Annotated in this window: 25 protein-coding genes and 2 pseudogenes; 22 read left to right on the plus strand and 5 right to left on the minus strand. The window is 57.8% G+C overall.

What is annotated here, in order from left to right:
* Positions 1-18: 18 nt before the first annotated feature.
* From GDA65_13110 to GDA65_13135, 6 genes are all read left to right on the plus strand, one after another.
* Complete coding sequence (locus GDA65_13110; protein ID MBA5863629.1) at positions 19-267, plus strand: hypothetical protein; 249 nt, start codon at positions 19-21, stop codon at positions 265-267.
* Between the two features lie 161 nt (positions 268-428).
* Positions 429-707, plus strand: a complete 279-nt coding sequence (locus GDA65_13115; GenBank protein MBA5863630.1) for a hypothetical protein — start codon at positions 429-431, stop codon at positions 705-707.
* Positions 708-899: 192 nt separating this feature from the next.
* Positions 900-1883: a WYL domain-containing protein gene (locus GDA65_13120; GenBank protein ID MBA5863631.1), complete on the plus strand. Its 984-nt coding sequence runs from the start codon at positions 900-902 to the stop codon at positions 1881-1883.
* A 178-nt stretch (positions 1884-2061) separates the two neighbouring features.
* Positions 2062-2295 (plus strand): hypothetical protein, encoded by a 234-nt coding sequence (locus GDA65_13125; GenBank protein MBA5863632.1) that lies wholly within the window; start codon positions 2062-2064, stop codon positions 2293-2295.
* Complete coding sequence (locus GDA65_13130; protein ID MBA5863633.1) at positions 2292-2720, plus strand: PIN domain-containing protein; 429 nt, start codon at positions 2292-2294, stop codon at positions 2718-2720. Before GDA65_13125 ends, GDA65_13130 begins: the two co-directional genes overlap by 4 nt.
* A 110-nt stretch (positions 2721-2830) precedes the next feature.
* Positions 2831-4183 (plus strand): cation:dicarboxylase symporter family transporter, encoded by a 1353-nt coding sequence (locus GDA65_13135; GenBank protein MBA5863634.1) that lies wholly within the window; start codon positions 2831-2833, stop codon positions 4181-4183.
* A 233-nt stretch (positions 4184-4416) separates the two neighbouring features.
* Here GDA65_13135 and GDA65_13140 read toward each other — a convergent pair whose 3' ends face one another.
* Entirely contained in the window at positions 4417-5598 is a 1182-nt protein-coding gene (locus GDA65_13140; GenBank protein ID MBA5863635.1) for a YncE family protein, read from the minus strand.
* 214 nt (positions 5599-5812) lie between these two features.
* On the opposite strand from GDA65_13140, the gene GDA65_13145 reads away from it, so the two are divergent.
* The 4 genes and pseudogenes from GDA65_13145 to GDA65_13160 all read left to right on the plus strand — a co-directional run bounded on the left by GDA65_13145 (position 5813) and on the right by GDA65_13160 (position 7144).
* A complete protein-coding gene (locus tag GDA65_13145; GenBank protein MBA5863636.1) occupies positions 5813-6103 on the plus strand; it encodes a BrnT family toxin in 291 nt (96 codons plus the stop codon).
* Entirely contained in the window at positions 6027-6320 is a 294-nt protein-coding gene (locus GDA65_13150) for a hypothetical protein (protein MBA5863637.1), read from the plus strand. The genes GDA65_13145 and GDA65_13150 overlap by 77 nt, the downstream gene beginning before the upstream one ends.
* A gap of 158 nt (positions 6321-6478) precedes the next feature.
* The gene (locus GDA65_13155; protein ID MBA5863638.1) at positions 6479-6769 is read left to right on the plus strand and encodes a DNA polymerase subunit beta; all 291 of its coding nucleotides are present in this window, start codon (positions 6479-6481) and stop codon (positions 6767-6769) included.
* Positions 6766-7144, plus strand: a pseudogene (locus tag GDA65_13160) (DUF86 domain-containing protein). Before GDA65_13155 ends, GDA65_13160 begins: the two are co-directional and overlap by 4 nt.
* Before the next feature lie 368 nt (positions 7145-7512).
* Here the strand turns inward: GDA65_13160 and GDA65_13165 are convergent.
* Positions 7513-7731 carry a hypothetical protein gene (locus GDA65_13165; protein ID MBA5863639.1) on the minus strand — a complete coding sequence of 73 codons (219 nt, stop codon included), beginning with the start codon at positions 7729-7731 and terminating at the stop codon, positions 7513-7515.
* A 228-nt stretch (positions 7732-7959) separates the two neighbouring features.
* Between GDA65_13165 and GDA65_13170 the strand changes: the two genes are divergently transcribed.
* The 6 genes from GDA65_13170 to GDA65_13195 all read left to right on the plus strand — a co-directional run bounded on the left by GDA65_13170 (position 7960) and on the right by GDA65_13195 (position 15044).
* Positions 7960-9411 (plus strand): N-6 DNA methylase, encoded by a 1452-nt coding sequence (locus tag GDA65_13170; protein ID MBA5863640.1) that lies wholly within the window; start codon positions 7960-7962, stop codon positions 9409-9411.
* Positions 9408-10628: a hypothetical protein gene (locus tag GDA65_13175; protein MBA5863641.1), complete on the plus strand. Its 1221-nt coding sequence runs from the start codon at positions 9408-9410 to the stop codon at positions 10626-10628. Before GDA65_13170 ends, GDA65_13175 begins: the two co-directional genes overlap by 4 nt.
* Positions 10629-10637: 9 nt before the next feature.
* Positions 10638-11663, plus strand: coding sequence for a DNA-binding protein (locus tag GDA65_13180; protein MBA5863642.1), 1026 nt, complete (start codon positions 10638-10640; stop codon positions 11661-11663).
* Positions 11663-12115 carry a type II toxin-antitoxin system death-on-curing family toxin gene (locus GDA65_13185; protein ID MBA5863643.1) on the plus strand — a complete coding sequence of 151 codons (453 nt, stop codon included), beginning with the start codon at positions 11663-11665 and terminating at the stop codon, positions 12113-12115. Before GDA65_13180 ends, GDA65_13185 begins: the two co-directional genes overlap by 1 nt.
* Positions 12112-14478 (plus strand): DEAD/DEAH box helicase, encoded by a 2367-nt coding sequence (locus GDA65_13190; protein MBA5863644.1) that lies wholly within the window; start codon positions 12112-12114, stop codon positions 14476-14478. The genes GDA65_13185 and GDA65_13190 overlap by 4 nt, the downstream gene beginning before the upstream one ends.
* 245 nt (positions 14479-14723) lie before the next feature.
* Entirely contained in the window at positions 14724-15044 is a 321-nt protein-coding gene (locus GDA65_13195; GenBank protein MBA5863645.1) for a hypothetical protein, read from the plus strand.
* Positions 15045-15372: 328 nt separating this feature from the next.
* Here the strand turns inward: GDA65_13195 and GDA65_13200 are convergent, their stop codons facing one another.
* A complete protein-coding gene (locus GDA65_13200; protein ID MBA5863646.1) occupies positions 15373-15642 on the minus strand; it encodes a helix-turn-helix domain-containing protein in 270 nt (89 codons plus the stop codon).
* Positions 15639-15812, minus strand: a pseudogene (locus GDA65_13205) (type II toxin-antitoxin system mRNA interferase toxin, RelE/StbE family). The gene GDA65_13200 and the pseudogene GDA65_13205 overlap by 4 nt, the downstream one beginning before the upstream one ends.
* Before the next feature lie 187 nt (positions 15813-15999).
* On the opposite strand from GDA65_13205, the gene hflX reads away from it, so the two are divergent.
* The 5 genes from hflX (at position 16000) to GDA65_13230 (ending at position 20941) form a co-directional block, all read left to right on the plus strand.
* On the plus strand, positions 16000-17388 hold the full coding sequence (hflX, locus tag GDA65_13210; GenBank protein ID MBA5863647.1) for a GTPase HflX: 1389 nt from the start codon (positions 16000-16002) through the stop codon (positions 17386-17388).
* Positions 17389-17413: 25 nt separating this feature from the next.
* On the plus strand, positions 17414-17596 hold the full coding sequence (locus GDA65_13215) for a hypothetical protein (protein MBA5863648.1): 183 nt from the start codon (positions 17414-17416) through the stop codon (positions 17594-17596).
* Positions 17597-17803: 207 nt separating this feature from the next.
* Complete coding sequence (locus tag GDA65_13220; protein MBA5863649.1) at positions 17804-19045, plus strand: NAD(P)/FAD-dependent oxidoreductase; 1242 nt, start codon at positions 17804-17806, stop codon at positions 19043-19045.
* Positions 19046-19258: 213 nt separating this feature from the next.
* Positions 19259-20080 (plus strand): hypothetical protein, encoded by an 822-nt coding sequence (locus GDA65_13225; protein ID MBA5863650.1) that lies wholly within the window; start codon positions 19259-19261, stop codon positions 20078-20080.
* Positions 20081-20092: 12 nt separating this feature from the next.
* Positions 20093-20941: a D-alanyl-D-alanine carboxypeptidase gene (locus GDA65_13230; protein ID MBA5863651.1), complete on the plus strand. Its 849-nt coding sequence runs from the start codon at positions 20093-20095 to the stop codon at positions 20939-20941.
* An 18-nt stretch (positions 20942-20959) separates the two neighbouring features.
* Here the strand turns inward: GDA65_13230 and GDA65_13235 are convergent, their stop codons facing one another.
* Positions 20960-22366: a tetratricopeptide repeat protein gene (locus GDA65_13235; GenBank protein MBA5863652.1), complete on the minus strand. Its 1407-nt coding sequence runs from the start codon at positions 22364-22366 to the stop codon at positions 20960-20962.
* 45 nt (positions 22367-22411) lie between these two features.
* On the opposite strand from GDA65_13235, the gene GDA65_13240 reads away from it, so the two are divergent.
* Positions 22412-22774: a hypothetical protein gene (locus tag GDA65_13240; GenBank protein ID MBA5863653.1), complete on the plus strand. Its 363-nt coding sequence runs from the start codon at positions 22412-22414 to the stop codon at positions 22772-22774.
* The last annotated feature ends 2 nt before the right edge of the window (positions 22775-22776 follow it).

Below are 22776 nucleotides of genomic sequence, written 5' to 3' on the forward strand. Positions count from 1 at the left end.
ACGACCAGGAGCCGGCCGATGACCTTTCGCAAAGTGGATTTGATTTTTGTGGTGCTGGCGCTGCTCGTCGTTGGCGGCGTGGCCTTGCTCCCGTCGCCGCGTGACCGCAATCCAAAGGTGCCGTCCAACAGCGCGCATCAGGCGATCACGGTGGAGAGTCAGTGTACGACCTGTCATACCCCCCAAGGCGTTCGCCCCTTGCCGGCGCAGCATCCCAAGCGGCAGGATTGTCTGCATTGCCACGCGCGGGCAGGCCGGGAGACGTGAGGCGTGAAAGGTGAAACGTCAGGCCGGAAAATGTAAAACGTGAAACGTGAAAGGTCAGATGAGAAACGCGAAAGTTCAAAGGTGAAACGCTCCGAATATCGTTTCACCTTTTACGTCTCACGTTTCACGCAGCAAAGATTGAACAGGAGGAGTCATCGACAATGGTCAAAGTGTTGATTCTCGGGCCGACCCTGCTACAGCGTGTGACCGAGCCGGAGTTGGACGTCGAAGTGGAAGGGCCGACGGCCATCAAGATGTTGATCGAGGCCAATGCGGAGTTGATGGATGCGCTGGCCCCGTTCGTGGTGCGCGGCGAATTGCTCGTGACCGTCAATCGCAAGGTGGGCTCGCTCGACTCGATGGTGAAAGACGGCGACACGTTGAAAATCGCGCATCAATCCCGCGCCTCCTACGATGGGACAACCGACATTCCCACCTGAGCGGGCGCGACCTCGAGAGCTGTGAAGCGTGAAACGTACAAGGTGAAACGTTTCGGTCGGGGAAGAATGTCTGCTCGGTCCCCTCCGAGAGACGTTTCGCGAGGTACGGTTCGCCCCGCCACCGCTCTTCTCTCCGTTGAATCATCCTGGTAGACTGGCGCCGCAATCGACCGGGCCGGGAGTGGGGTGGCGATGGCGCGTAACGATCAAGCCGTGCGTCTCTTAGTGGTGTTGAAGCAGTTGGAGGCCTCGCGGCATGGCCTCACGCTGGAGCAGTTGGCGGAGTCACTGGCGCCCGGTTCCACCCGCCATCCCCGCACCCTCAGACGCGATCTCGCCGCGTTGGAAGAAGCCGGGTATCCCCTCGTGACTGAGCGCATCAATGGGCACACCTGCTGGCGGCTCCTGGAAGGATTTCGAAATGTTCCCGGCCTGCGGTTCTCGCCGTCGGAATTGATGGCCCTCACGTTCAGTCGTCGCCTCATTTCCCCCCTGGAAGGCACCGAACTCCATACCTCGCTCCAATCCGCCCTGGGCAAGGCCGCCGCTGCGCTTCCGCCGCAAGGAGTGGCCCTGGTGCAACAGCTCGACGGCACATTCAGCGTCGGACTCGGTCCGCATAAGCATTATCGCCAACATCGCGAAACCATCGACCGGCTCACCCGCGCCATCACCAACGCCACCACCGTGCAGATCCGGTACGACTCTGTGTCGCGCGGCCGCACGACCAGACGCGAGGTGGATCCGTATCGGCTTTGGTACGCCTCGGGCGGTCTCTATCTCATTGCCTATTGTCACCTGCGTCGCGAGCCGCGCATGTTTGCCGTGGAGCGGATCAAGTCCGTCACGCCGACCGACCATCCCTATCAGATGCCGCTGCATTTCGATCTGGATGCCTTCGTGCAGGACGCGCTCACGGTCATGCGTGGGCCGCGCATCGAGGTGGAGTTGGAATTCGACAAGGCCACGGCGGCCTGGGTGAAGGATCGGGTCTGGCATGCCACGCAGGGCACGAAACGGGTGCGAGGCGGCGGCCTGCGTATGACCCTCTCCGTCGCCGATACGCGTGAGTTGGTCGGCTGGGTGCTCAGCTTCGGGAGCGGCGTGAAAGTCCTCAAGCCGGAGAGTCTGCATCAGGCGGTGGTCGACGAAGCCCGCCGCATCAGTCAGGCATAGCCTGCGTAGATCATCTTTTCAATTTTCTCTGAATCTCCGGCCCGCACTGCTCCTGTGAACCATTCGTCGTCGAGCAGCTGCGCACTGGTGATTGACGTCATGCCTTGACTTCTCAGGTACCTCGCCAGACAATGCGTATGTTGAAGAGTTCATTAACTGTTGCGAATAGGAGGCTGCTGTGGCGACGGTGAATTTTAGTGTCCCGGAGGATGTGAAGAAGAGATTCGACAGGGCATTTGCGGGTCAGAATAAAAGCCGGGTGATTGCCGATCTCATGGCTCAGGCGGTTGAGGAACAGCTCATGTTGAAACGCCGGAGTGATGCGATCGACTCTCTCTTAAGTCGGCGACGAACCAAACGACCAGTAGCCGCACGCGCTATTCGACAGGCTCGGGAGAGCGGTCGGCCATGACACGGGTCGTCGTTGATGCCAGTGTGGTTGTGAAATGGCTATTGCCTCAACGCGAGGACGAGGCCGATGTCGAACAGGCGTTGATGCTGCTCGATGGGTTGAGGAGCGGCCGGGTGAAGATCTTTCAACCGGTGCACTGGCTGGCTGAAACCGCGGCCGTGTTGGTTCGACTCAGTCCGGAGACAGCTGCTGTTGACGTTTCCGACCTCTATGCCATGGACCTACCGATAGAGAATGGACCGAACGTGTACCTGACCGCGTGTGAGCTGGCACGAGCGCTGAATCATCACGTGTTCGACACGTTGTATCACGCGGTGGCATTGACATTGCCGGACACGGTTCTGGTCACAGCAGATGCTCGCTATGAGCGGGCCGCTCGGCGGAGAGGATCAATTATGTTACTGAGCGAACTGTCAGTTGTATAGTCATTCGCCTCTCCGGCGTTTCGACCTCTTCACGTTCCCGTCTCACCGTCCACACCCCACATGGTGCATTCCGACCGTGAAACGGGGTAAGCTCCGGAGTTCGGTTCTGTATGACTAAGACCAGCGCCACATCCAACTGCCTCCCGATGCCCCTCTATACCCAGGTGCTTATCGCCGTGATCTTCGGCGGTCTGCTCGGGGTGATCTTCGGCCAGGAGCCTTACCTGGGCGGCGTCACGAACTCGCAGTTGGGCAAGCTCGGCATGGTTGTCGTGCAGTTGCTCAAGACGCTCGCCATTCCGCTGATCTTCTTTGCGATTCTCGATGCGCTTATCCGAACCAGTCTGCCGCTCAGCCAGGGCACCAGGCTGCTGGTCATCTGTGTGGTCAACGTGTCTGTGGCCATGACCATCGGCCTGGTGATCATGAACACCTGGCAACCGGGCCTGTCCTGGCAAGGCCGCGTCGATCAACTGCTGCAGCTTGTGCCGGGGTCCACGCTTCCGGCCAAAGTGGCGACCTCGCAAACACCGATTGAAGATCTCGCCGCCTATATCCCCCGCACGATTCTCTCGCCCTTTTCTACCAACAATATCATCGGCGTCGTGCTATTGGCGCTGGTCTTAGGAACGGGTCTGCGCCGCCTGCACATCAAGGCGGCCAGGACCGGCGCGGAGGATCACGCCGTGGTGCGCGGGGTGGAACGGGTGTACGAATGGCTGGTGCGTATTCTCGGCTGGATCATTCACCTGGTGCCGCTGGCGGTGTTCGGCGTGGTGGCGCAGGTGGTGGGCAAGTCCGGCGTGGGGGTCTTCTCCGCGCTCTGGATTTTTCTCGTGGCGATGCTCGCGGGGCTGACCATCCACGCCCTCATCTATTACCCGCTGGTCGCCTGGTTCGTGGGAAAAAAATCGCCAAAGGTCTATCTGGGAGAGGGGGCCGATGCCATCATGACGGCCATGTCGTGCAACAGCAGCCTGGCGACCGTGCCGGTCACGCTTCAATGCCTCCACCGCATGAAGGTCTCCGCGCAATCGGCGCGTCTCGCGGCCTGTGTCGGCACGAACCTCAACAACGATGGCATCACCCTCTACGAGGCGATGGCCGCGCTGTTTCTCGCCCAGGCCCTGGGGTATGACCTGTCGTTGACGAGTCAATTCCTGATCGTGGCGGCCTCGATCATTGCCGGGGCCGGCGTGGCGGGTATTCCGGAAGCAGGGCTGATCGTGTTGCCGCTTGTGCTCTCGGCCGCCGGCCTGCCGGACAGCATCATCGCCGCCGCCATTCCCCTCATCATGACGGTGGATTGGATTGTCGCTCGCGCGCGCTCCGGCGTGAACGTCATGAGCGACATGCTCGTGGCGATTCTGCTGGATGCGGGCCTGTCGAAGCCTGCCGCTGAACCAGGCGTGGCGCGATACCAACCCGAGACCGTCAGGCGGTCCGGGTCTCCGCTCTCCTAGCCCGCACTATTCACGAACGCTTCTATTGCAACCGCGGATTCGCTGCTGCGACAAGCCTTTCGGCGACCATGCTCGCCGAAAGGCCCCTCGACGTACGGCAATGAGTACGCCTCGGCACCTCGCGGTTGCGCGTGCTCGTCTCGCAACGCGATTCCACGCGTTCGTGACGAAGCGCAATGAATAGTGCGGGCTATCTCGTTCACCGTTCACGATGCGGCCGCTTCCTCGTACTCTCACGGCCGCGTATCGGCGCGTAAGGACTCCCCGCGAAAATGATTCGGCAGCAGCATGATGCAGTTGGGATTGAACCCCTGCGATTTCAGCGTGTCGATACTGCCCACCACCGCGCCGCCTTTGCGCAAATCGATCACCGTGACGGAGCCGTCGCTCATGCCCTCGAGGTTGAGCAGGCTGTTCTGCACGAACAGATAATGTTCATCGGGTGACAGCAGGGAATGGTGCGCGCCGTTGGCGGCGGGAATGGCCTGCAGGAACTTCGGATGGCGCGGATCGCTGTTGTCATACACATTAACAAAGCCCGGCTTCGCCGTGGTGACGAACAGGCGGTCGCCCTTGGCGTTGTACAACATTTCCAGCGGCATGCCCTGTTGTCGCGGGCCGAAGTCGTCGATCTCGTGAAAAGAGAATGAGGACGTGGTGGGGTCCCACACCCCGGCCCAGAGCGTGCCTTCCATCATGTTCGTGATGTGGACCACCGGCGGTGTCGTGTTCGGCGAAAACATCACCTCGACCGGCGCGGATTTCGAAGGAGCCGGTTTCGACGACACGCGATGCGTCGAGAGCACCGCGCCGGTGTTGGCCTCGATCACGGTGACGGAATCACCCGCCTCGGACATGTCCGGCTTGACGGTGCTCGTAATCAACACGCGGTTGATCCCATTGTGGATCGCAATCCCGTGCGGGTATCGCACTGAGACCGGGGCGCCGTCGCCCGAGCGCACGACCTTGGCCGGCCGGTCTGTGGCCGCATCACCCATGATCACCGTGCTCGATCCCATGCAGGTGAGGAACCAGGTGCGGTTGTCTTCCGACACGACCAGGTCTTCGAGCATCTGGCATTCCGGCACGTCGATGGCGCGCAGACGATAAGGGAAGCGCGTTAGATCTATCGTATGCAGCACGCTCTTGTTCAGCGCGGTGATGTAGGCCTTGGTCCGGTCGCGGTTGAAGAAGATATGGTGCGCGACGAGGTCCGGCGGCAGCGGAATGTCCATCAGGATCTTCCCGAAATCCGGAGATTCGGGATCGATTTCCATGATGGCGATCCCTTCGCGGCGCGCCGGCTGGTTCGGCTTGCTCTCATAGTTGAGCAGGGCCAGCAGTTCAGCCGAGGCCAGCGACGTACAGGAGAGGAACAGGAGCGAAAGACAGGTGAGGAGTCGGACGCGTCTCATAGTCGGCCTCCTTGGCGAGAAAAGGGCGGATGAGCAGTGAAGAGGGTACTCCTGTAATGGGACATACGCAAGAGATCGCAGCGGGAATGGAACCATTTCGGGGGAGCTGAAGGTGGACGTGAGGATCGAGACGGTGCTCGCTCCTGGCAAGTTTCCACGAAGGTGACCCGCGAAGTCGTAGGCTTGAGTGAATCACCGTGATTCATGTATATACATGAAAGTGTTTACCTGGGATATCACGAAGGCTATCGCGAATTTCGAGAAGCACGGCGTTCCGTTCGAGGAGGCAGCGTCGGTATTTGATGATTCGGACGCCTTAGACGGCGATGATCCAGATCATTCAGCCCAGGAATCAAGGCGACAACGTATTGGACAGTCCGTATCAGGCCGTGTCTTATTCGTTGTGTACACAGTACGGAGGGTGGATCATGAAAAAGAAACGATCCGTATCATTAGCGCACGGCAGGCGAGTCGCAAGGAACGTCAAGCATATGCCGGATTCTGAAATCGATTTTTCAGACATCCCAGAAGCTACGGATGACCAACTGAAAAGAATGCGACGAGTGGGCAGGCCGGCAAGCGGCATGGCGAAGCAACTCATTGCCATCAGGCTCTCGCCGAAACTGTTGAATCAGCTCCGAAAGATGGCAGCGAAACAGAAGAAGCCCTATCAAACGTTGATCCACGAGCTACTGGAGAAAGCGGCATCCAGAGCGGCCTAGGCCGTCGACCATTCGTGCGTCTATTCCTGCCACATGTCACTTGGTATGCTGTCCGCTTGGCAGATCGCGGGTGAATCGGTATGCTGCTGGCAAGACACTGTTGCCTCATCCGTTGACGCTGAATCGGGCTCACGAGAGATGAGCCAATCGGGATTGCCATGATCCTTCGCGAACTGGTTCACGCTAAGAGAAATAAAATTCTCGACATTGCCGCGCGCCATGGCGCGCGCAAGGTTCGTGTCTTTGGATCAGCGGGCCGAGGGACCGCGCGGCGAGACAGCGACGTCGATTTTCTGGTCGAAATGGAAGACGGTCGAAGCCTGCTTGATCATGCAGCGCTGATCCTCGACCTGGAGCGATTGTTGAGACGGTTGGTCGACGTGGCCTCCGAACGCGGGCTTCGACGCGTGGTTCGCAAAGAGGTGTTGAAAGATGCGATCGCGTTATGAGGGATGACCGAGACCGCCTGCAGGACATTCTTGACGCGATCAAGAACACAGAGCGGTATGCGAAGCGTGGGCGTCGCCTCTTCGAGGAGGATGAACTAGCCCACACCAGCACATTCAATTATCGGCGAAGCTGTGAGCAAGCTCACTCCTGCCTTTCGCAAAACCTACTCGCAAGTTCCATGGCCGCAGATCATCACAATGCGACATGTCTTAGTGCATGACTATCTGGGGATCGATCTGGCAGAAGTCTGGGCGGGAGTGGAACGGGATCTTCCAGCCCTCAAAAAAACAAATCCAGCAGTTGGTCAAGCCAAAGCTCAAGCGCGCACCGAAAGGCTGAGGTTCCTCACCGGGTCTTCCCACTTTCAATCATAGCCGTTGAATCTTCTCAGGCCGTCCGATCCCAACTGCGGCTCTGCATTCACTCATACCTCATTACTCAACCCTCAACACTTGAGATTTCCTGCGCTTCCAGATGACTCTGTATGTTTTACGTCTCACGTTTCACGCCCGAGAGTGACCCCATCTGTCACAGTCGTGGAGTATGCTGCCCGCAGGGTGTACACAGACACAAAGGAGGCCATCATGCGAAACGCAGCGCTTGCCGGAGTAGTCTTTCTGGTGGCGATGACCGAGGTAGCCGTGGCGGAGCCGGGCTTCGACGAGAAGTACCAGCGCGACTTCAACATCTTCAACCCCATCAACCAGTATCAGCCAGGCAACCCGCTCAATCCCATCAATGCCTACGATCCGGCGAACCCCTTTAATCCGATCAACCGGTTCGATCCCGGGAACCCCGCCAATCCGATCAACCAGTTCAATCCCAACAATCCCTTCAATCCGGTGAATCGGTATCGGCCGGAGAATCCGTTGAACCCGATCAATGAATTCAATCCCACCGTGCCGTTTGCGCCGTTGGATGGTGGGAGAGGGACGGGGGCGGTGAAGGGTTCGAACGAGATGCGTTGACCCCTTCGCGCTTCGCGCCGCACGCAACCTGGCAGCTTTACGAGAAGCGATTCACGTAGAGACCAGGGCCGAAAAATCGTGCGCAAATGCGTGATTTTGATAGAAGAACAGGGTATTCTCCCACCCGCGGATTTCGCAATGGGGATTGCCGTTTGATCCAAACCCTGCACGTTTCCTGGAGGGGGCACACTTGGTAGATGACTTTGCCGGAGCACAGTTTCATGTTTGAACAAGCGTTCAGAAGTATCGACGATGTGCTCCGTAGAGAAGGTGGCGGCGTCTTAAAGTACACGGAGCAAGCTTCTTGGTTGCTGTTCCTGAAATATCTGGACGCGTTAGAGCAGGACCGGGCGATGGAGGCCGAATTACAGGGAAAGAAATATACCTTTATCCTCGACCAGCCGTATCGCTGGGAAGCCTGGGCCGCGCCGAAGGGGCAAGACGGCAAGCTTGACCACAATAAAGCCCTCACTGGCGACGATCTCCGCGACTTTGTTAATGAGAAATTATTCCCCAACCTGCGCGGATTTAGACAGAAGGCTAGTGGGCCGAATACTATCGAATACAAGATTGGCGAAATTTTTAGCGAAACAAAAAATGAAATCAACAGCGGTTACAACCTCAGGGAAATCGTCGAGATTATTGATGACCTGCGATTCCTCTCACAGAAAGAGAAGCACGAGCTCAGTTACTTGTACGAGGAAAAAATTCGCAATATGGGCAACGCCGGGCGCGACGGGGGCTCGTATTACACACCACGACCGCTTATCCGCGCTATCATACAGGTAGTCAAACCACGAATAGGCGAGCGGATCTACGACGGTGCGGTTGGTTCAGCGGGTTTTTTATGTGAGGCCTTCGAGTACCTCAAGGCTAAGCCTCATCTCACCACGAACGAGGCCAGAACTCTTCAAGAACGGACTTTCTACGCAAAGGAAAAGGACAAGCTCGCCTACGTGATCGCGATCATGAACATGATCCTGCACGGCATTGAGGCGCCGAACATCATTCACACGAACACGCTTACGGAAAACCTCGCCGACATTCAGGAAAAAGACCGTTTTGATGTGGTATTGGCCAACCCGCCCTTCGGGGGCAAGGAGCGGAAGGAAGTGCAGCAGAACTTTCCCATCCGCACCGGCGAGACGGCGTTTCTCTTTCTCCAGCACTTCATCAAGATGCTCAGGGCGGGTGGACGCGGCGGCGTGGTCATCAAGAACACGTTTCTCTCCAACACCGACAATGCCTCGGTGAGCCTCCGCAAGCTGCTGCTGGAAAGCTGCAACCTCCACACAATTCTGGATTGTCCCGGCGGCACCTTCCAGGGCGCGGGCGTAAAGACCGTGGTGGTGTTCTTCGAAAAGGGCGCGCCCACGAGAAAGATCTGGTACTACCAGCTCGACCCGGGCCGCAGCCTCGGCAAGACTAACCCTCTCAATGACGATGACCTCAAAGAGTTCGTGAAGCTGCAGAAAACCACAGCCGATTCGCCCAAATCCTGGACCGTGGATGCGAAAACAATTGATCAGGCGACGTTCGATCTCTCGGTGAAGAATCCGAACGGCGGCGAAGTCGTCACGCATCGCAGCCCGCAGGAGATCATGGAGGAGATTGCGGCGCTAGATGTCGAAAGCGAGGAAGTGCTGAAGAATATCAGGGCGCTGCTGAAATGAAGAAGGGGTGGCAGACAAGGATGCTGTGCGAGCTTTACCAAGTCGGCTCAAGCAAGCGCGTTCTAAAATCCCAATGGAAGACGAGCGGAGTGCCCTTCTATCGAGGGCGCGAAGTCACTCGATTGGCTGCCGATGGATTTGTTGACAACGAATTGTTCATCACAGAGGACCACTTTGCTGAGCTCTCGAAGGAATACGGGGTCCCGAAAGCTGACGACATCGTTATTACCGCTATTGGAACCATCGGGAACTCGCACGTCGTTCGGAGTAGCGACCGATTCTATTTCAAGGACGCAAGCGTTCTTTGGATGAAACGAACTTCCGATGTGAGCAGTGAGTTTGTTAATCTTTGGCTGAAGTCACCGTCCTTCTTTGATCAACTCGACCAAGGCAACGGTGCCACAGTCGATACGCTCACGATTCAAAAGCTCCAAAGCGTCAAGATCAGCATCCCCCCGTTCCCCGAACAGCAGCGGATCGTCGGCATCCTCGACCAAGCGTTTGACGGCTTCGCCACCGCCACGGCCAACGCCGAAAAGAACCTCCACAACGCCCGCGCCCTCTTCGAAAGCCACCTGCAATTTGTGTTCACTCAGCGGGGGAAGGGGTGGGAGGAGAAGCGACTCGAAGAGGTTTTAGGGGTGCAGCCTCAGAATGGGTGGTCGCCCCCTGCTGCTAATCATGCAGATTCGGGTACGCCGGTTCTCACCCTTTCCGCCGTCACGGGCTTTGTCTTCAGGCCGGAGAAAATCAAATTCACCTCAGCTGTAACGGATTCGAGAGCGCGATACTGGGTTCGGAATGGCGACTTTCTGATCACACGGAGTAACACACCGGAGTTGGTAGGGCACGTCGCCATCGCGTCTGGGATTGAAAAGCCGACCATCTATCCCGACTTGATCATGCGGATGAATCCCGACCCAGCAAAAGCCGTCACGGAATTCCTCTACTACCAGATGCGAACATCAGCTCTTCGGAAGGAAATTTCAGGGCGAGCACAAGGTGCAAATCCAACGATGAAGAAGATCAGTAACGAGGCTGTCCGAACGCTTCCGATCGTTGTTCCACCAATACGTGAACAACACCGAGTTGTTGCCCAACTCGACTCTCTCGCCGCCGAAACCCAACGCCTCGAATCCATCTACCGACAAAAGCTTGCCGAGCTGGGCGAGTTGAAGCAGTCGCTACTGCACCAGGCCTTCACAGGGCAACTCTAGGACATTGCTATGGCCAAAGACCTCACCAATTCGGCGGTTGATCGGCAGAATATTCTGAACAATCCCTATGCACTTGCTGAGATTGAGAAGGCGGCAGGTATCCGGGGCATTCCGTTTGAAGGCAAGACGGTGGTGCTGAAAGAGCAGGTCTCGGCATTTTTCGAAGTCTCTCTACGCACTGTAGAAAATTATTTGGAACGCAATGCCGAAGAATTGGCTCGAAACGGGTATGAGGTAGTGAAGGGTAACCGGTTGAAAACATTGAAGTTGGCTATCCAGGGGCTGGATGTTCCCGAAACAGATTTCGGGAACATCTCGAAGGCTCCGCAGCTGGGCGTCCTTGATTTTCGTGCCTTTCTTAATCTGGCCATGTTGATGACGGAATCCGAGCGTGCCGGTCTGTTGCGCAAGGCCATTCTGGACATCGTCATTGACACGATCAACCGGCGTACTGGCGGTGGCACGAAATATATTAATCAGCGCGACGAAGATTTTATTCAATCGGCCTTCATTGAAGAGAACTATCGCAAGCAGTTTACAGACGCACTGAAGGATTGCGTCGATATGGGCAATTTCAAATACGCTCTCTATACAGACAAAATATACGTCAGCATTTTCCGCGAGAAGGCACAGGCCTATCGACGTGTGCTGCGATTGGATAAGCGCGCCAATGTTCGGGACACGTTTTATTCGGAAGTGCTGGATTTAATTGCTGCCTACGAAGCCGGGTTTGCGGATGTCCTGGTACAAGATTTCAGATCCAAGGGGCGCAGGTTGACCTCGTGGGAAGTGGATGGTTTGTTTGTGGCGTTTGAAAAACAAGCGCATTGGAAACCATTGGTTGAGAAAGCGCGCAATAAAATGGCCAGTCGTGACCTTGCGTTTCGAGATGCCCTGCATCTTCAGCTGCAGGAGTATGTCACCCCCCTCCAGCGTGATGAGTTTGAGCGGTTTCTTGGCGAGAAGAGTAAGGAGTTAGCCGAGCGCCTGGAAGAAGCCAAAGATGTGATGAAGCGGCTCAAAGAGCGAGAATAATGGCCTGGGTGTATTTGAGTTTAGAGCAAGCGATTGAGGTTCACGGAAAAACCGTGGAAGTCAGCGGCGGCGGTTTATTGGGCCAGCTTGACCTCGGCAAACTGGACGCGGTGCTTCAGCACATTCAGAACGACGATTACTATCCGACGTTTGACGAAAAGCTCACACACTTATTTTTCTGCGCCTGCAAATTCCATTGCTTTGAGGATGGCAATAAGCGCATCGCCATTTCTCTATGCGCCCAGATGTTGCTTTGGAATGGCTATCTGCGCAGCGTCAACGCCTTCATTCGGGAGTCTGAAAACATCAGTTATCACGTTGCCGCAGGTAACATCTCAAAGGAATTGCTCGGGGATTGGATTGCCGCTGTGCTCCGTGGAGATGAAGACGACGAAGCCTTGAAGTTGAAAATCTTCCAAGCGATTAGCGGCGGCAACGAAGGCGTGTCATGAACGAAGCCGAAACCAGAGCCGAACACGTCGATCCCGCGCTGAAGGCGGCGGGGTGGGGCGTCGTGGAGGGGAGCCGTGTGCTACGCGAGTTTCCCATCACGCTCGGCCGTATCGAAGGCCTTGGGCGGCGCGCAAAACCGTTGATCGCCGATTATGTGCTCGTCTATCGCAATACCAAACTGGCTGTGATCGAGGCTAAGGCCTGGGATGAAGCGCTGACGGAAGGCGTGGCACAGGCGAAACAGTATGCCGGGAAACTCGCCGTTCGTTTCACCTATGCCACCAACGGCCAGGGCCTCTACGGCATCGATATGGAGACGGGGAAGGAAGGTGAGTGGCCGAGCTATCCCAGCCCGGAGGAACTCTGGACGCGCACATTCGCCAAGCAGAACGTCTGGCGCGACCGGTTCGCCGCAGTGCCGTTCGAAGACAGGGGTGGCTCGCATACCAGCCGCTACTATCAGGACATTGCCGTTGAGCGCGTGATGACGGTGATCGCCGCCGGTAAGCCGCGTGTGTTGTTGACGCTGGCGACGGGCACTGGGAAGACGTTCATTGCATTTCAGATCGCGTGGAAGCTCTTTCACAGCCGCTGGAACCTCAGCCGCGAGCCCTCGCGCCGTCCGCGCATACTGTTTCTGGCCGACCGCAACATCCTTGCCGATCAGGCCTACAACGCCTTCTCCGCGTTTCCGGAAGACGCGCTGGTACGGATCGCTCCGGACGACATTCGCAAGAAGGGCAGAGTGCCGAAGAACGGGAGCCTGTTCTTTACGATCTTCCAGACCTTCATGAGCGGGCCAGGGGACACCCCCTATTTCGGCGAGTACCCGCCTGACTTCTTCGACTTCATCGTCATCGACGAATGCCATCGCGGCGGGGCCAACGATGAAAGCAACTGGCGTGACATCTTGGAGTATTTTACTCCCGCCGTGCAGCTCGGCCTGACCGCCACACCCAAGCGCAAAGATAACGTGGACACCTATCGCTATTTCGGAGAGCCGGTCTACGTCTATTCGTTGAAGGACGGCATCAACGACGGCTTCCTCACGCCATTCAGGGTGAAACAGATCTCGACGACACTCGACGACTATGTTTACACGTCGGACGACAGGGTGATGGAAGGCGAAGTTCAGTACGGCAAGCGTTACATGGAAGCGGATTTCAATAAGATCATCGAGATCAAAGAGCGCGAAAAGAAGCGGGTCGAGATCTTCATGGACGCGATCGATCAGCGAGAGAAGACACTGGTGTTCTGCGCCACGCAGGATCATGCTCTGGCCGTGCGCGACCTCATCAACCAGTTGAAGACGAGCACGGACCCGAACTATTGCCAGCGGGTGACGGCTAACGACGGGGAACTCGGGGAACAGCACCTGCGCGACTTCCAAGACAATGAAAAGACCATTCCGACTATCCTGACGACCTCGCAGAAGCTTTCGACCGGGGTGGACGCCAGGAACATCCGGAATATCGTGCTGATGCGGCCGGTCAATTCGATGATCGAGTTCAAGCAAATCATCGGACGAGGGACGCGACTCTATGACGGGAAGGACTACTTCACGATCTACGATTTCGTGAAGGCACATCACCACTTCAGCGATCCCGAGTGGGACGGGGAACCGTTGGAGCCTGGGGTGTGCAGGAGGTGCGGCGCCAGGCCCTGCAGCTGTGAAAGGCGCCCACCGCAAACCTGTGTGGTCTGTGGCCAGCGTCCGTGCCTCTGTGCGCCCAGCCCTTGTCCAGTCTGTGGGCAGAGGCCCTGTCAATGTAAAAAGAAGGCGAAGGTCAAACTGGCCGACGGCAAGGAACGTACAATCCAACACATGATGGTCACGACCTTCTGGCATCCGGACGGAACCCCCATGTCGGCGCAGCAATTTTTGGAATTGCTCTTCGGCAAACTGCCGGAGTTTTTTCGCAATGAGGAGGAACTCCGTGCGATTTGGAGCGTACCGGATACGCGTGTCAGGTTGTTGCAGGGTCTGGCCGAGAAGGGCTTCGGCGCCGAGCAGATGGCGGAGATGCAACGCGTCATCGATGCGGAAAACAGCGACCTGTTCGATGTGCTGGCCCATGTGGCTTATGCGATGGCTCCGCTGACCCGCGAGGAGCGGGCCGCCAGGGCCAAGGTGAAAATCCGGACACACTTCACCGGCAAGCAACAAGGGTTCCTCGACTTCGTCCTGGGGCAGTATGTAAAGGTTGGGGTGGACGAACTCGCTCAGGACAAGCTGTCGCCGCTGCTCAAACTGAAGTACCACAATGCCATTGCCGACGCCGTGGCGGATCTAGGGAAACCAGAAGAGATCGGGCGGGTCTTCGCGGGGTTTCAGAAATATCTCTATCAGCCGCAGATCTAGGCTAGACCATAATTGGTAGAAAGTAAGTGCTTTCAGTATGGCTATTAAGAAAAACGGCATAGAAATACTCAGCTTGAAGGACCTGGGAGCTTCGCGCTGGCCCCAAGAGTCAAGATCAATGGGTTGCTGATCGGAGCGCTAAAGAGGTTGCGCACGCTTGGTTGGGGCTGAATGGTTCAGAGCTTCCTAGCGAAGTTCAGAAGACGTTGGCCTCTAACGTTGCATTTTCAGGTGTGCACGAGTGGGTGGCTGAGCCTGAAGCCAAGCTTTCTTTTGACAGCTTCGCCGGTGAGCCACGGAATACCGACCTTGTTGTTTATGCTAAGTATGCATTCGGACAATTCCTGGCCGCGGTCGAGGCGAAGGCCGATGAGCCGTTTAGTGAGACTGTTCCAGATGCGTTGGCTTCGGCTCTTGAGCGCTACCTGCAGAATAGCCGGTCGAACGGTGTCACTCGTATCCAGCAATTGGCTGTAGCTTTATTGGGTCCACGCCTAAGCAACGAGCCGTCGTTGAAGCATATTCGCTATCAACTACTCACTGCTACGGCAGGAGCACCTGCGTAAGGCAGAGGAAATGGGCCTGGATAGGGCAGTCTTGTTGATTCATGAGTTTGTGACGGACAAAACACTTGATGAGAAGCACGAGCAGAATGCGAGAGACTTGACCCATTTTGTTGCTCGTCTGTCGCACGGTGCGGTCAAATCTGTGCAGGCCGAATATCTTTACGGCCCCTTCACTGTTCCTGGTGCTCCTTTATTTTCGAAGAAGGTAGATTTATTTGTAGGCAAGGCAACTCGGAACCTACGCAGACGGTAGCTTGCCTAAAGAAGTGAAATGGTGCCAAGAATCATTGTCAGCTAGGGGTGGAGCCGAATACTGCCGATCAGGGGGCTATGCGGCGGACTGCTTCGCCACGTCCCAGCCGGGAAAGACCAGGACGGCTGGATGGCACTGGAGGACCCGCGCCAGAGTTTTGGCCCGTTCGACGCCAAGATTGATGGTGTCGTTTTCAATGGCCGAAATTGTGGACTGTGAAATCTTGGTCCTTCGAGCCAGCTCGCTTTGCGTCAGCCCTTGCAGTTCTCGGACAATCCGAACGGACTCTCCTACCGAGACCACCACTCGCGCTTTTGCCGGGCGAACGTTTTTGGTTTTCATCATTGCCTCCGATAATCGTGGGCTGTTACGTCCATGATCACGACCAGTACGCGCTGTTCTTCAACTTTGTAGATCACCCGATACTGTGTATTCAACCTTGACGAGCGATGACCGTTCCATTCGCCTTGAAGCCGCTCATCGTGGAACCCTTTGATCAGGCGTAGACCTGCCGGCTTCGACCTTCCATTCCCCGCCAGGCCGCTGATGATGAAGCAGAGTCCTGAATGCGTCCCTGACCTGCTAAGTGTGGGGTATGGGGCAGTATCCCCGGTCGCTTGGCCCAATGGGAGCTGACCTGAACCAGACGTTTCCTGTTACAATGCCCTCCCTCACGAAACTGTGCGCAAGGAAAGGCCTGCGATGTCGAAGCCCGCACAATCGAATGCCGTGCTTGTGGCGATCCGCACCCCCCGCGTCACTGCGGAGGAGGTGGACAGTTCGCTGCAAGAGCTCACCCGTCTGGTGACGACCCTCGGATACACTGTTGTGGGCCGTGTGACGCAAAAGCGGAGTTCCGATCGATATGCGGCGGTTCTGGGGGAGGGCAAACTCGCCGAACTGGCGCTGTGGACCGGTGGGTCCGGGAAAATCGAATCGGCATTTGGTCGGCCCAAGGACAAGGCGGCGGCGAAGGACGAGGCGGATGATTCAGACGTCGAGAAAGAATCAGACGACGACGAATCGGACGACACCATCGAGGCTGCTCCCAGCCCCCGCGAACAAGCGCAGATCGTTATCGTGGATTGTGATCTGTCGCCGTCCCAATTAAAAAACCTTGAACGTGCCGCCGGCGTGCCGGTGCTCGATCGTACCGGGGTCATCATCGAGATTTTCAGCCGGCATGCGCGAACCAGAGCGGCCCGCCTGCAGGTAGAGATCGCGCGACTCAATTATCTTGCGCCGCGTTTGCGGGAAACCGGCGGCGGCAGCGAGCGGCAAGGCGGGGGCGTTGGTGGCAAGGGGGCCGGGGAAACGAGTCTGGAACTCGATAAGCGCAGAATTCGCGATCGCACGAAAGAACTCCGGGCGGAATTGGCCGCGATCGGGGACGAGCATCGGACGCGCCGCGCCAGGCGGGAACACGAATTGACGGTCGCGCTCGTGGGCTACACGAATGCCGGAAAATCCTCGCTCATGCGGGCGATGACGGGCAGCGAGGTGCTCGTGGCCGACAAGCTGTTCGCCACGCTCGATACCACGATCCGGCCCTTGTATCCGGAGACGCGTCCGAAGGTCCTCCTGTCCGATACGGTGGGCTTCATCAAGAAACTCCCGCATGACCTGGTGGCGTCGTTCAAGTCGACACTGGATGAAGCGGCCAGTGCCTCGCTTTTGCTGTTTGTCGTCGATGCCTCGGATCCGTCCTTTCGCTCCCAACTCGACGTCACCCGAAAGGTGTTGGCTGAAGTCGGCGCCACGGATGTGCCCAGCCTGTTGGTGTTGAATAAACGAGACCGTCTCGGGCCGGATGAGCTCGGAGCCCTGAAGGCGGAATATCCCGACGCCATTGTGCTGTCCACGAGAAACAAGGACGATCTGCAGGCGCTCCGTGAGCGCATCATGGGGTATTTTGAGAGCGATATGCTTGACGAGGAATTGCGGATTCCGTTTACGGCTCAAAGCGTCGTCGCGGAGATCCGCGCCAAGATGCGCATCTTGTCCGAAGCCTATGATGCCGAAGGGCTCACGCTACGGGTGCGATCAACTCCTGAGAACCTGGCGGCCATCAAAAAAAAGCTCGAACGATGAGGGTTTGGCAAGGAGTCACAATCATATGAAGCGACAGGAATTGGAAGAAAAACTGCCCACAATGACGCAGGCTCAACTCGTTGACACGGTGAAGACCTGCCTCGACATGATCGAGCGGCTGGAAAATGACTTGTCCGCCGGGACGCGGAAGCTGGAAGAAATGTCGGCGTTAGTGAAGAAACTGTCTGACACCAACCACGCAGGCTGAGGCTGTCATTGTGAATGCTGGACGCTCCGCCTTCGAAAGGGGACGGAGCTTTTTTTATCGTGTCTGCACGCAGTCTTCAAGAAACGGCAGGATGGTTGGGCTTTGTCTTGGGTGCTCTTTCCTGTATTTCCCCCTGTTGTACGCTCCCCCCTTTGTGTAAGCTGGAGCTCACATCATCCATCCTAGTAATGGAGGAGGAAGGGTACTATGAAGTCTTTTCCCATGGTCATTTTGGGCGGCGGTGTGGGGACCGGGTATGCGGCGAAAGAATTTGTGTCGCAGGGCGGCGGCAAGGGGCAACTGGCGATTGTCTCAGCGGAGCATATTCCTTCCTATGAGCGTCCGCCTTTGTCGAAGGAATTTCTCGCCGGCAAAAAGAAACCCGACGAGATTCTCATCTCCGATGCCCGGTTCTATCAGAAACAGGGTATCACCCTGTTTCGGGACTTTCGCGTGCAGAAGGTGGACTTCAGACGCCGTCTGCTGCATGGTCCCTCCCGCCAGACCATCGGTTTCGAGAAATTGTTGATCGCCACCGGGTCCTCGGTGCGGAAGTTCACGGTACCGGGCGCCGACCAGCCATGGATCTGTTACCTCCGGCAATTGCCGGACTCGCAGCACATCCGCCAGCTCATCACAAAGGGCAAGCAGGCTGTGGTCATCGGGTCCGGCTTTATCGGGATGGAAGTGGCCTCCGTCCTCACCGGGCAAGGCATGCCGACCACGATGGTGTTTCCCGGGGATCGCGTCTGGGAACGTGTGTTTACGCCGGAGGTGTCGGCGTTTTTCGAGAAGCAGTTTTTGGGTCATGGCATCCGTTTCGTGAAGCATCAAAAAGTTGTCGGTTTTTCGCGAGAGAAAGGCAGCGGGCAAGTCCTGTTGGCTTCCGGCGGGCGTCTTCCGGCGGATCTCGTCGTGGCGGGGATCGGCGTGACGCCGACCGTGGATCTCTTCACAGACACGCCGCTTGTGCATGATGACGACGGGATCCGGGTCAACGAGTACCTTGAGACCAGCGTGGACAGCGTGTGGGCGGCGGGGGATATTGCCAACTATCCGGACCGGATATTCCGGCGCCGCATGAGGATCGAACATTGGGACAATGCGGTGGAGCAGGGGCGGGTGGCCATGCGGAACATGATGGACAAATTCCAGCCCTTCATCCACGTGCCCTATTTCTTTTCCGATGAGTTCGACCTGTCGTACGAATATTGGGGTGATGCGCAGGGCCATGATCAAGTCGTGTATCGCGGGGAGATGAAGAAAAAACAGCTCAGTGTCTGGTGGCTGAGAAAGGGGATTCTCTGCGCGACGCTGCTCATGAATCGTCCGGATGAAGAACGCCGGTATGCGCCTCGCTGGATTCTCCGTCGCGCGCAGCTCGATGCCAAAGCGCTCCGAACGACGAAGAGCCTGAAGTCGTTGGACCGCACATTCGGTCAGGACTGATGCCGCCCCGGGCATCTGCTGCTCCGAGACAAAATCACCGCTTCCCGATCCCTTTCCGCAAGGCGTTTCCCTGCAATTCCCCCCCCTTTACTTGTGACCCGGACAGGACTAATCTTCCGCATAATTTCCCATAGCGGCATGGCGCAACATGAAGCCAGATCACGGCTGACAGACGATATGCGAGCCAACGTTCCAGACACAAAGGAGTTTGCCATGTCCCACGTGATGCCCCTGATCCTCGCCCTTGCGACGGTCCTGGCCGGAGGGTTTGCCTCTGCGGCGCAACCGACCCGCCCCCAGGCCGAGTACTCGGCTGATTCGACCATGCAAACGGAGGAAGGCACCATCCAGCAGCACGTTTACGTCACGCCGACGAAGGAGCGCAAGGAACTGACTGGCGCAGGCGAGGGGGCTGTGCAGATCTTCCGGTATGACAGCAAGGTCCTGTGGATGTTGATGCCGTCGGAACACATGTATATGGAGTATTCCCTGAGCGGGGGGCAGGCTCAGGGGCAGGAAAACGATCCGTCGCAATGGACCTACGAGGACACGGTTGTGGGAGAAGACACGCTGAACGGCATGAAGGTGACGAAGTACAAGACCATCGCGACCAGCACGGACGGCAAGAAATTCGGCGGATTCTCGTGGCGGACGAGAGAGGGCATCAACGTCAAACAGGATCTGCTGTACAAAGAAGGCAACGACAAAAAGCGGATGCTCATCGAACTTAGCAACCTTGCGATCGGCCGGCAGGACCCCGCACTGTTCGAGATCCCGGAAGGATTCACCAAGCTCGACATGGGCGGAATGATGGGCATGATGGGCGCGCCCGGGAGAGGACGTCCCGGCATGGGGCAACCGGCGGGCCGGCCGGATATGGGTGCAGAAGGCATGGGCAGGCCCAATATGGGAAGGGGCCAGGCGCGGCCGCAAGTCATGCCGCCGCCAGCGCCGCAGGAACCGGAACCTTCCGGGGACGAGCGGTCGGATATGCAGAAGGCCAACGAATTCATGAAGGGCTTGTTCGGCCGATAGGCTGACTGCAACATGAAGAGGTGGCTGGTGGGCGGATCACTGTTCCTTGCCGTGATGCTGGCCGCCGTCGTTTTGCCGGCGCCCCTCCGCGCAATGGAGAAGGGAGTGGTTCCCCGGCCGGATCGGCCGGCCGTCAGGGCGTCAGCCTTGTACCTGATCGATCTGACATCCGGGCGCGTCTTATTGGAAAAACACTCCACCCGTCGCCTGGCTCCCGCGAGCCTCACCAAGATCATGACCGCGCTGATCGCCCTGGACGCCGCGCCGCTCCAGGACGTGGTGACGATCCATCCGCGCGCGATTACGCACCCGTCCATCTACCATTTCCGTCCCGGGGAACAATTTCTTCTCCGTGATCTGATCACGGCCATGCTGGTGGCCAGCGCGAACGATGCGTGCGAAGCGGTGGCCTGGCATATCGGGGGCGACGACAAGCGGTTCGTCGCCCTCATGAACGAGCGGGCGCGGAAACTGGATTTGAAAGACACCCGGTTTGCGAATCCCTGCGGCTTCGACGCGCCGGGACACTATTCCACCGCGGCGGACCTGGCGACGCTCACCGAACAGGCGCTCCGGCAGCCGGTCTTTTCCATGATGGTCAGGACGGTCGTGCGGGACATCGCCACCGTGGACGGGTCCAGACAACTCTCCCTGCACAGCACGAACGAATTGCTGGCCGATCCGGATGTCAACGGCGTCAAGACCGGCTACACGAGCAAGGCGGGCCGCTGCCTCGTCGCGAGCATGTTCAAGGACGGGCGCCGGTTGTTGTTGGTGGGATTGAACCTGACAGACCAATGGACGCAGGCCACCAGCCTGCTTCGGTATGGCCATGAGCTCCTGCAGGACGGGAGTGGTTGACTGCGTGAGGCGCAAGCGCTATCGCCGTCCGGCGCGATGGAGATAGGCGTCGCGGAGATTCTGCTGCGCGACGATGAAATTGGGATCGAGTCTGGCTGCCAGTCGAAATTCGTCGATGGCCCGGTCCCACTCGTCCTGCAGCGCATAGGCTCGTCCCAGGTTGTTGTGCGGCCTGGCCTTGTTCGGAGATTTCAGGACCGCATCCGCCCAGAGCGAAAGCTGGTCCCGGTAGAGGTCATTTCGCTGGTGGGTGAAGAGGGCGAGGAGCAAGGCCAGCGCTGAGGCAAGACCCAGGGAAACGGTCCGGACGACAGCGGGGCGGGAACAGGCGATCGTGAGCCGTTGCTCGGCGTGAGAGCCGAGTGAGACGAGCGCGATCAGCAATCCCGGCGAGGCCAGATACAGGTTGCGTTCGCTGAGCAGGTCATTGCGTGGAATGAGGCTGGTCGGAAGAAGCTGCAGGAAAAACCAGGCAAGACCGAACGCAATCAGCGGAAAACGTCGGCGGGCGATGAACGCGCTAGCCGCCATGGCCGAGAGGAACAGGCTATCGAGGGGCAGCGGCCATTGCGCCGGAGAATGGAAGAGCGGGAGATCATGATCGAAGTTTTGACTCCAGGGCGTGAAGTACAGCAGCAGCGCATAGACCGTGGCGTGCAGCTCGCTTAGCAAATTGACCAGCCAGGGGCGGAGGTGAATGCTGAACTGCGCCAGCGCCGAATAGCGCGGGTGCAGCATCGCCCAGCCGGCAGCGAGCAGCAGAACAATCCAGAACGGCAGATGGTCACGGAGGACGGCAGTGCGTAGTTCGTCGCCATGCTTCCGGCGGATCACATGGTCCCAGAGCAGCAGCACGACCGGAAAGGTGCCCGCTGTTTCCTTGGAACCGATCGCCAGCAGGAAGAGGACTATCGAGCCTATAAAAGGAGCCCGGCCGAACCTCCTTGGCCCGGAACCTTCCGTTGCCCTGATGTAGAGCAACAGCGAGCCGAGGTAGAAGCACGACATCAAGCCGGAGGCCCGTCCCGAGATGTAGGTGACCGTTTCCGTGGCGATGGGGTGGATGAGGAAGAACAGGGAGGCCCAGAACGGGACCGAGGAGCGCTCATCCGATACCGCGCTGGTGAGGATGCGGAAGATCAGCAATCCTGACCCGAGGTGTAGCAGGAGATTCAGGAGGTGGTAGCCGGACGGATCGGCTCCATACTGCGAACGGTCGAAGAGGAACGTGGCGTATAACACGGGGCGGACCATGTGATCGAGGTGCCCGAAGAAGTGCCGCCATCCATCGAGATGGGGATTTTCGAGAATCGCGACCGTGTCATCGTAGTGAAAATCTCCACCGAAGCCGGACCAGTAGGCCGCCACGGTGCAAGCGCAGAGCAGGAAGCAGAGATGCCAGTGGCGAGGGGGTGGAAGGTTCATGGGCCTCGTTATACTGCATTACGACGAAACGATACAGGGGGGATTATGGCAGGCGTACATCGGGCGCTGTGGGGCATGGGGCTGTGCGTGCTTGCGATGTCGTTTCCAACCGGCAGCGAGGCCGTGTCGAGTAGTCAACTGTGCCAAGCGGTGGGCAATGACCTGTGGGGGCAGTCTCGCAGTGCGGCAATGCCCAGCAACGAGGCGTCAATCGAGAAGCTGCAGAAGATCAAGCAGGATTGCCCCCAATTAGCCGTCAGCATCGACAGGCTGGTCAGTGGCATCAAGGCACACCTGCAACGGCAGGCTGATGCGAGCAAGCACGTTAGGAAATCCGGCGAGGCGTACCAGAATTCAGCCTATGACCCGGGAGGGTTCAACACAGGCGGCAGCTTCAGCCCGAATTAACG

It is taken from the genome of Nitrospira sp. CR1.1 (assembly GCA_014055465.1).
Taxonomy (GTDB): domain Bacteria; phylum Nitrospirota; class Nitrospiria; order Nitrospirales; family Nitrospiraceae; genus Nitrospira_A.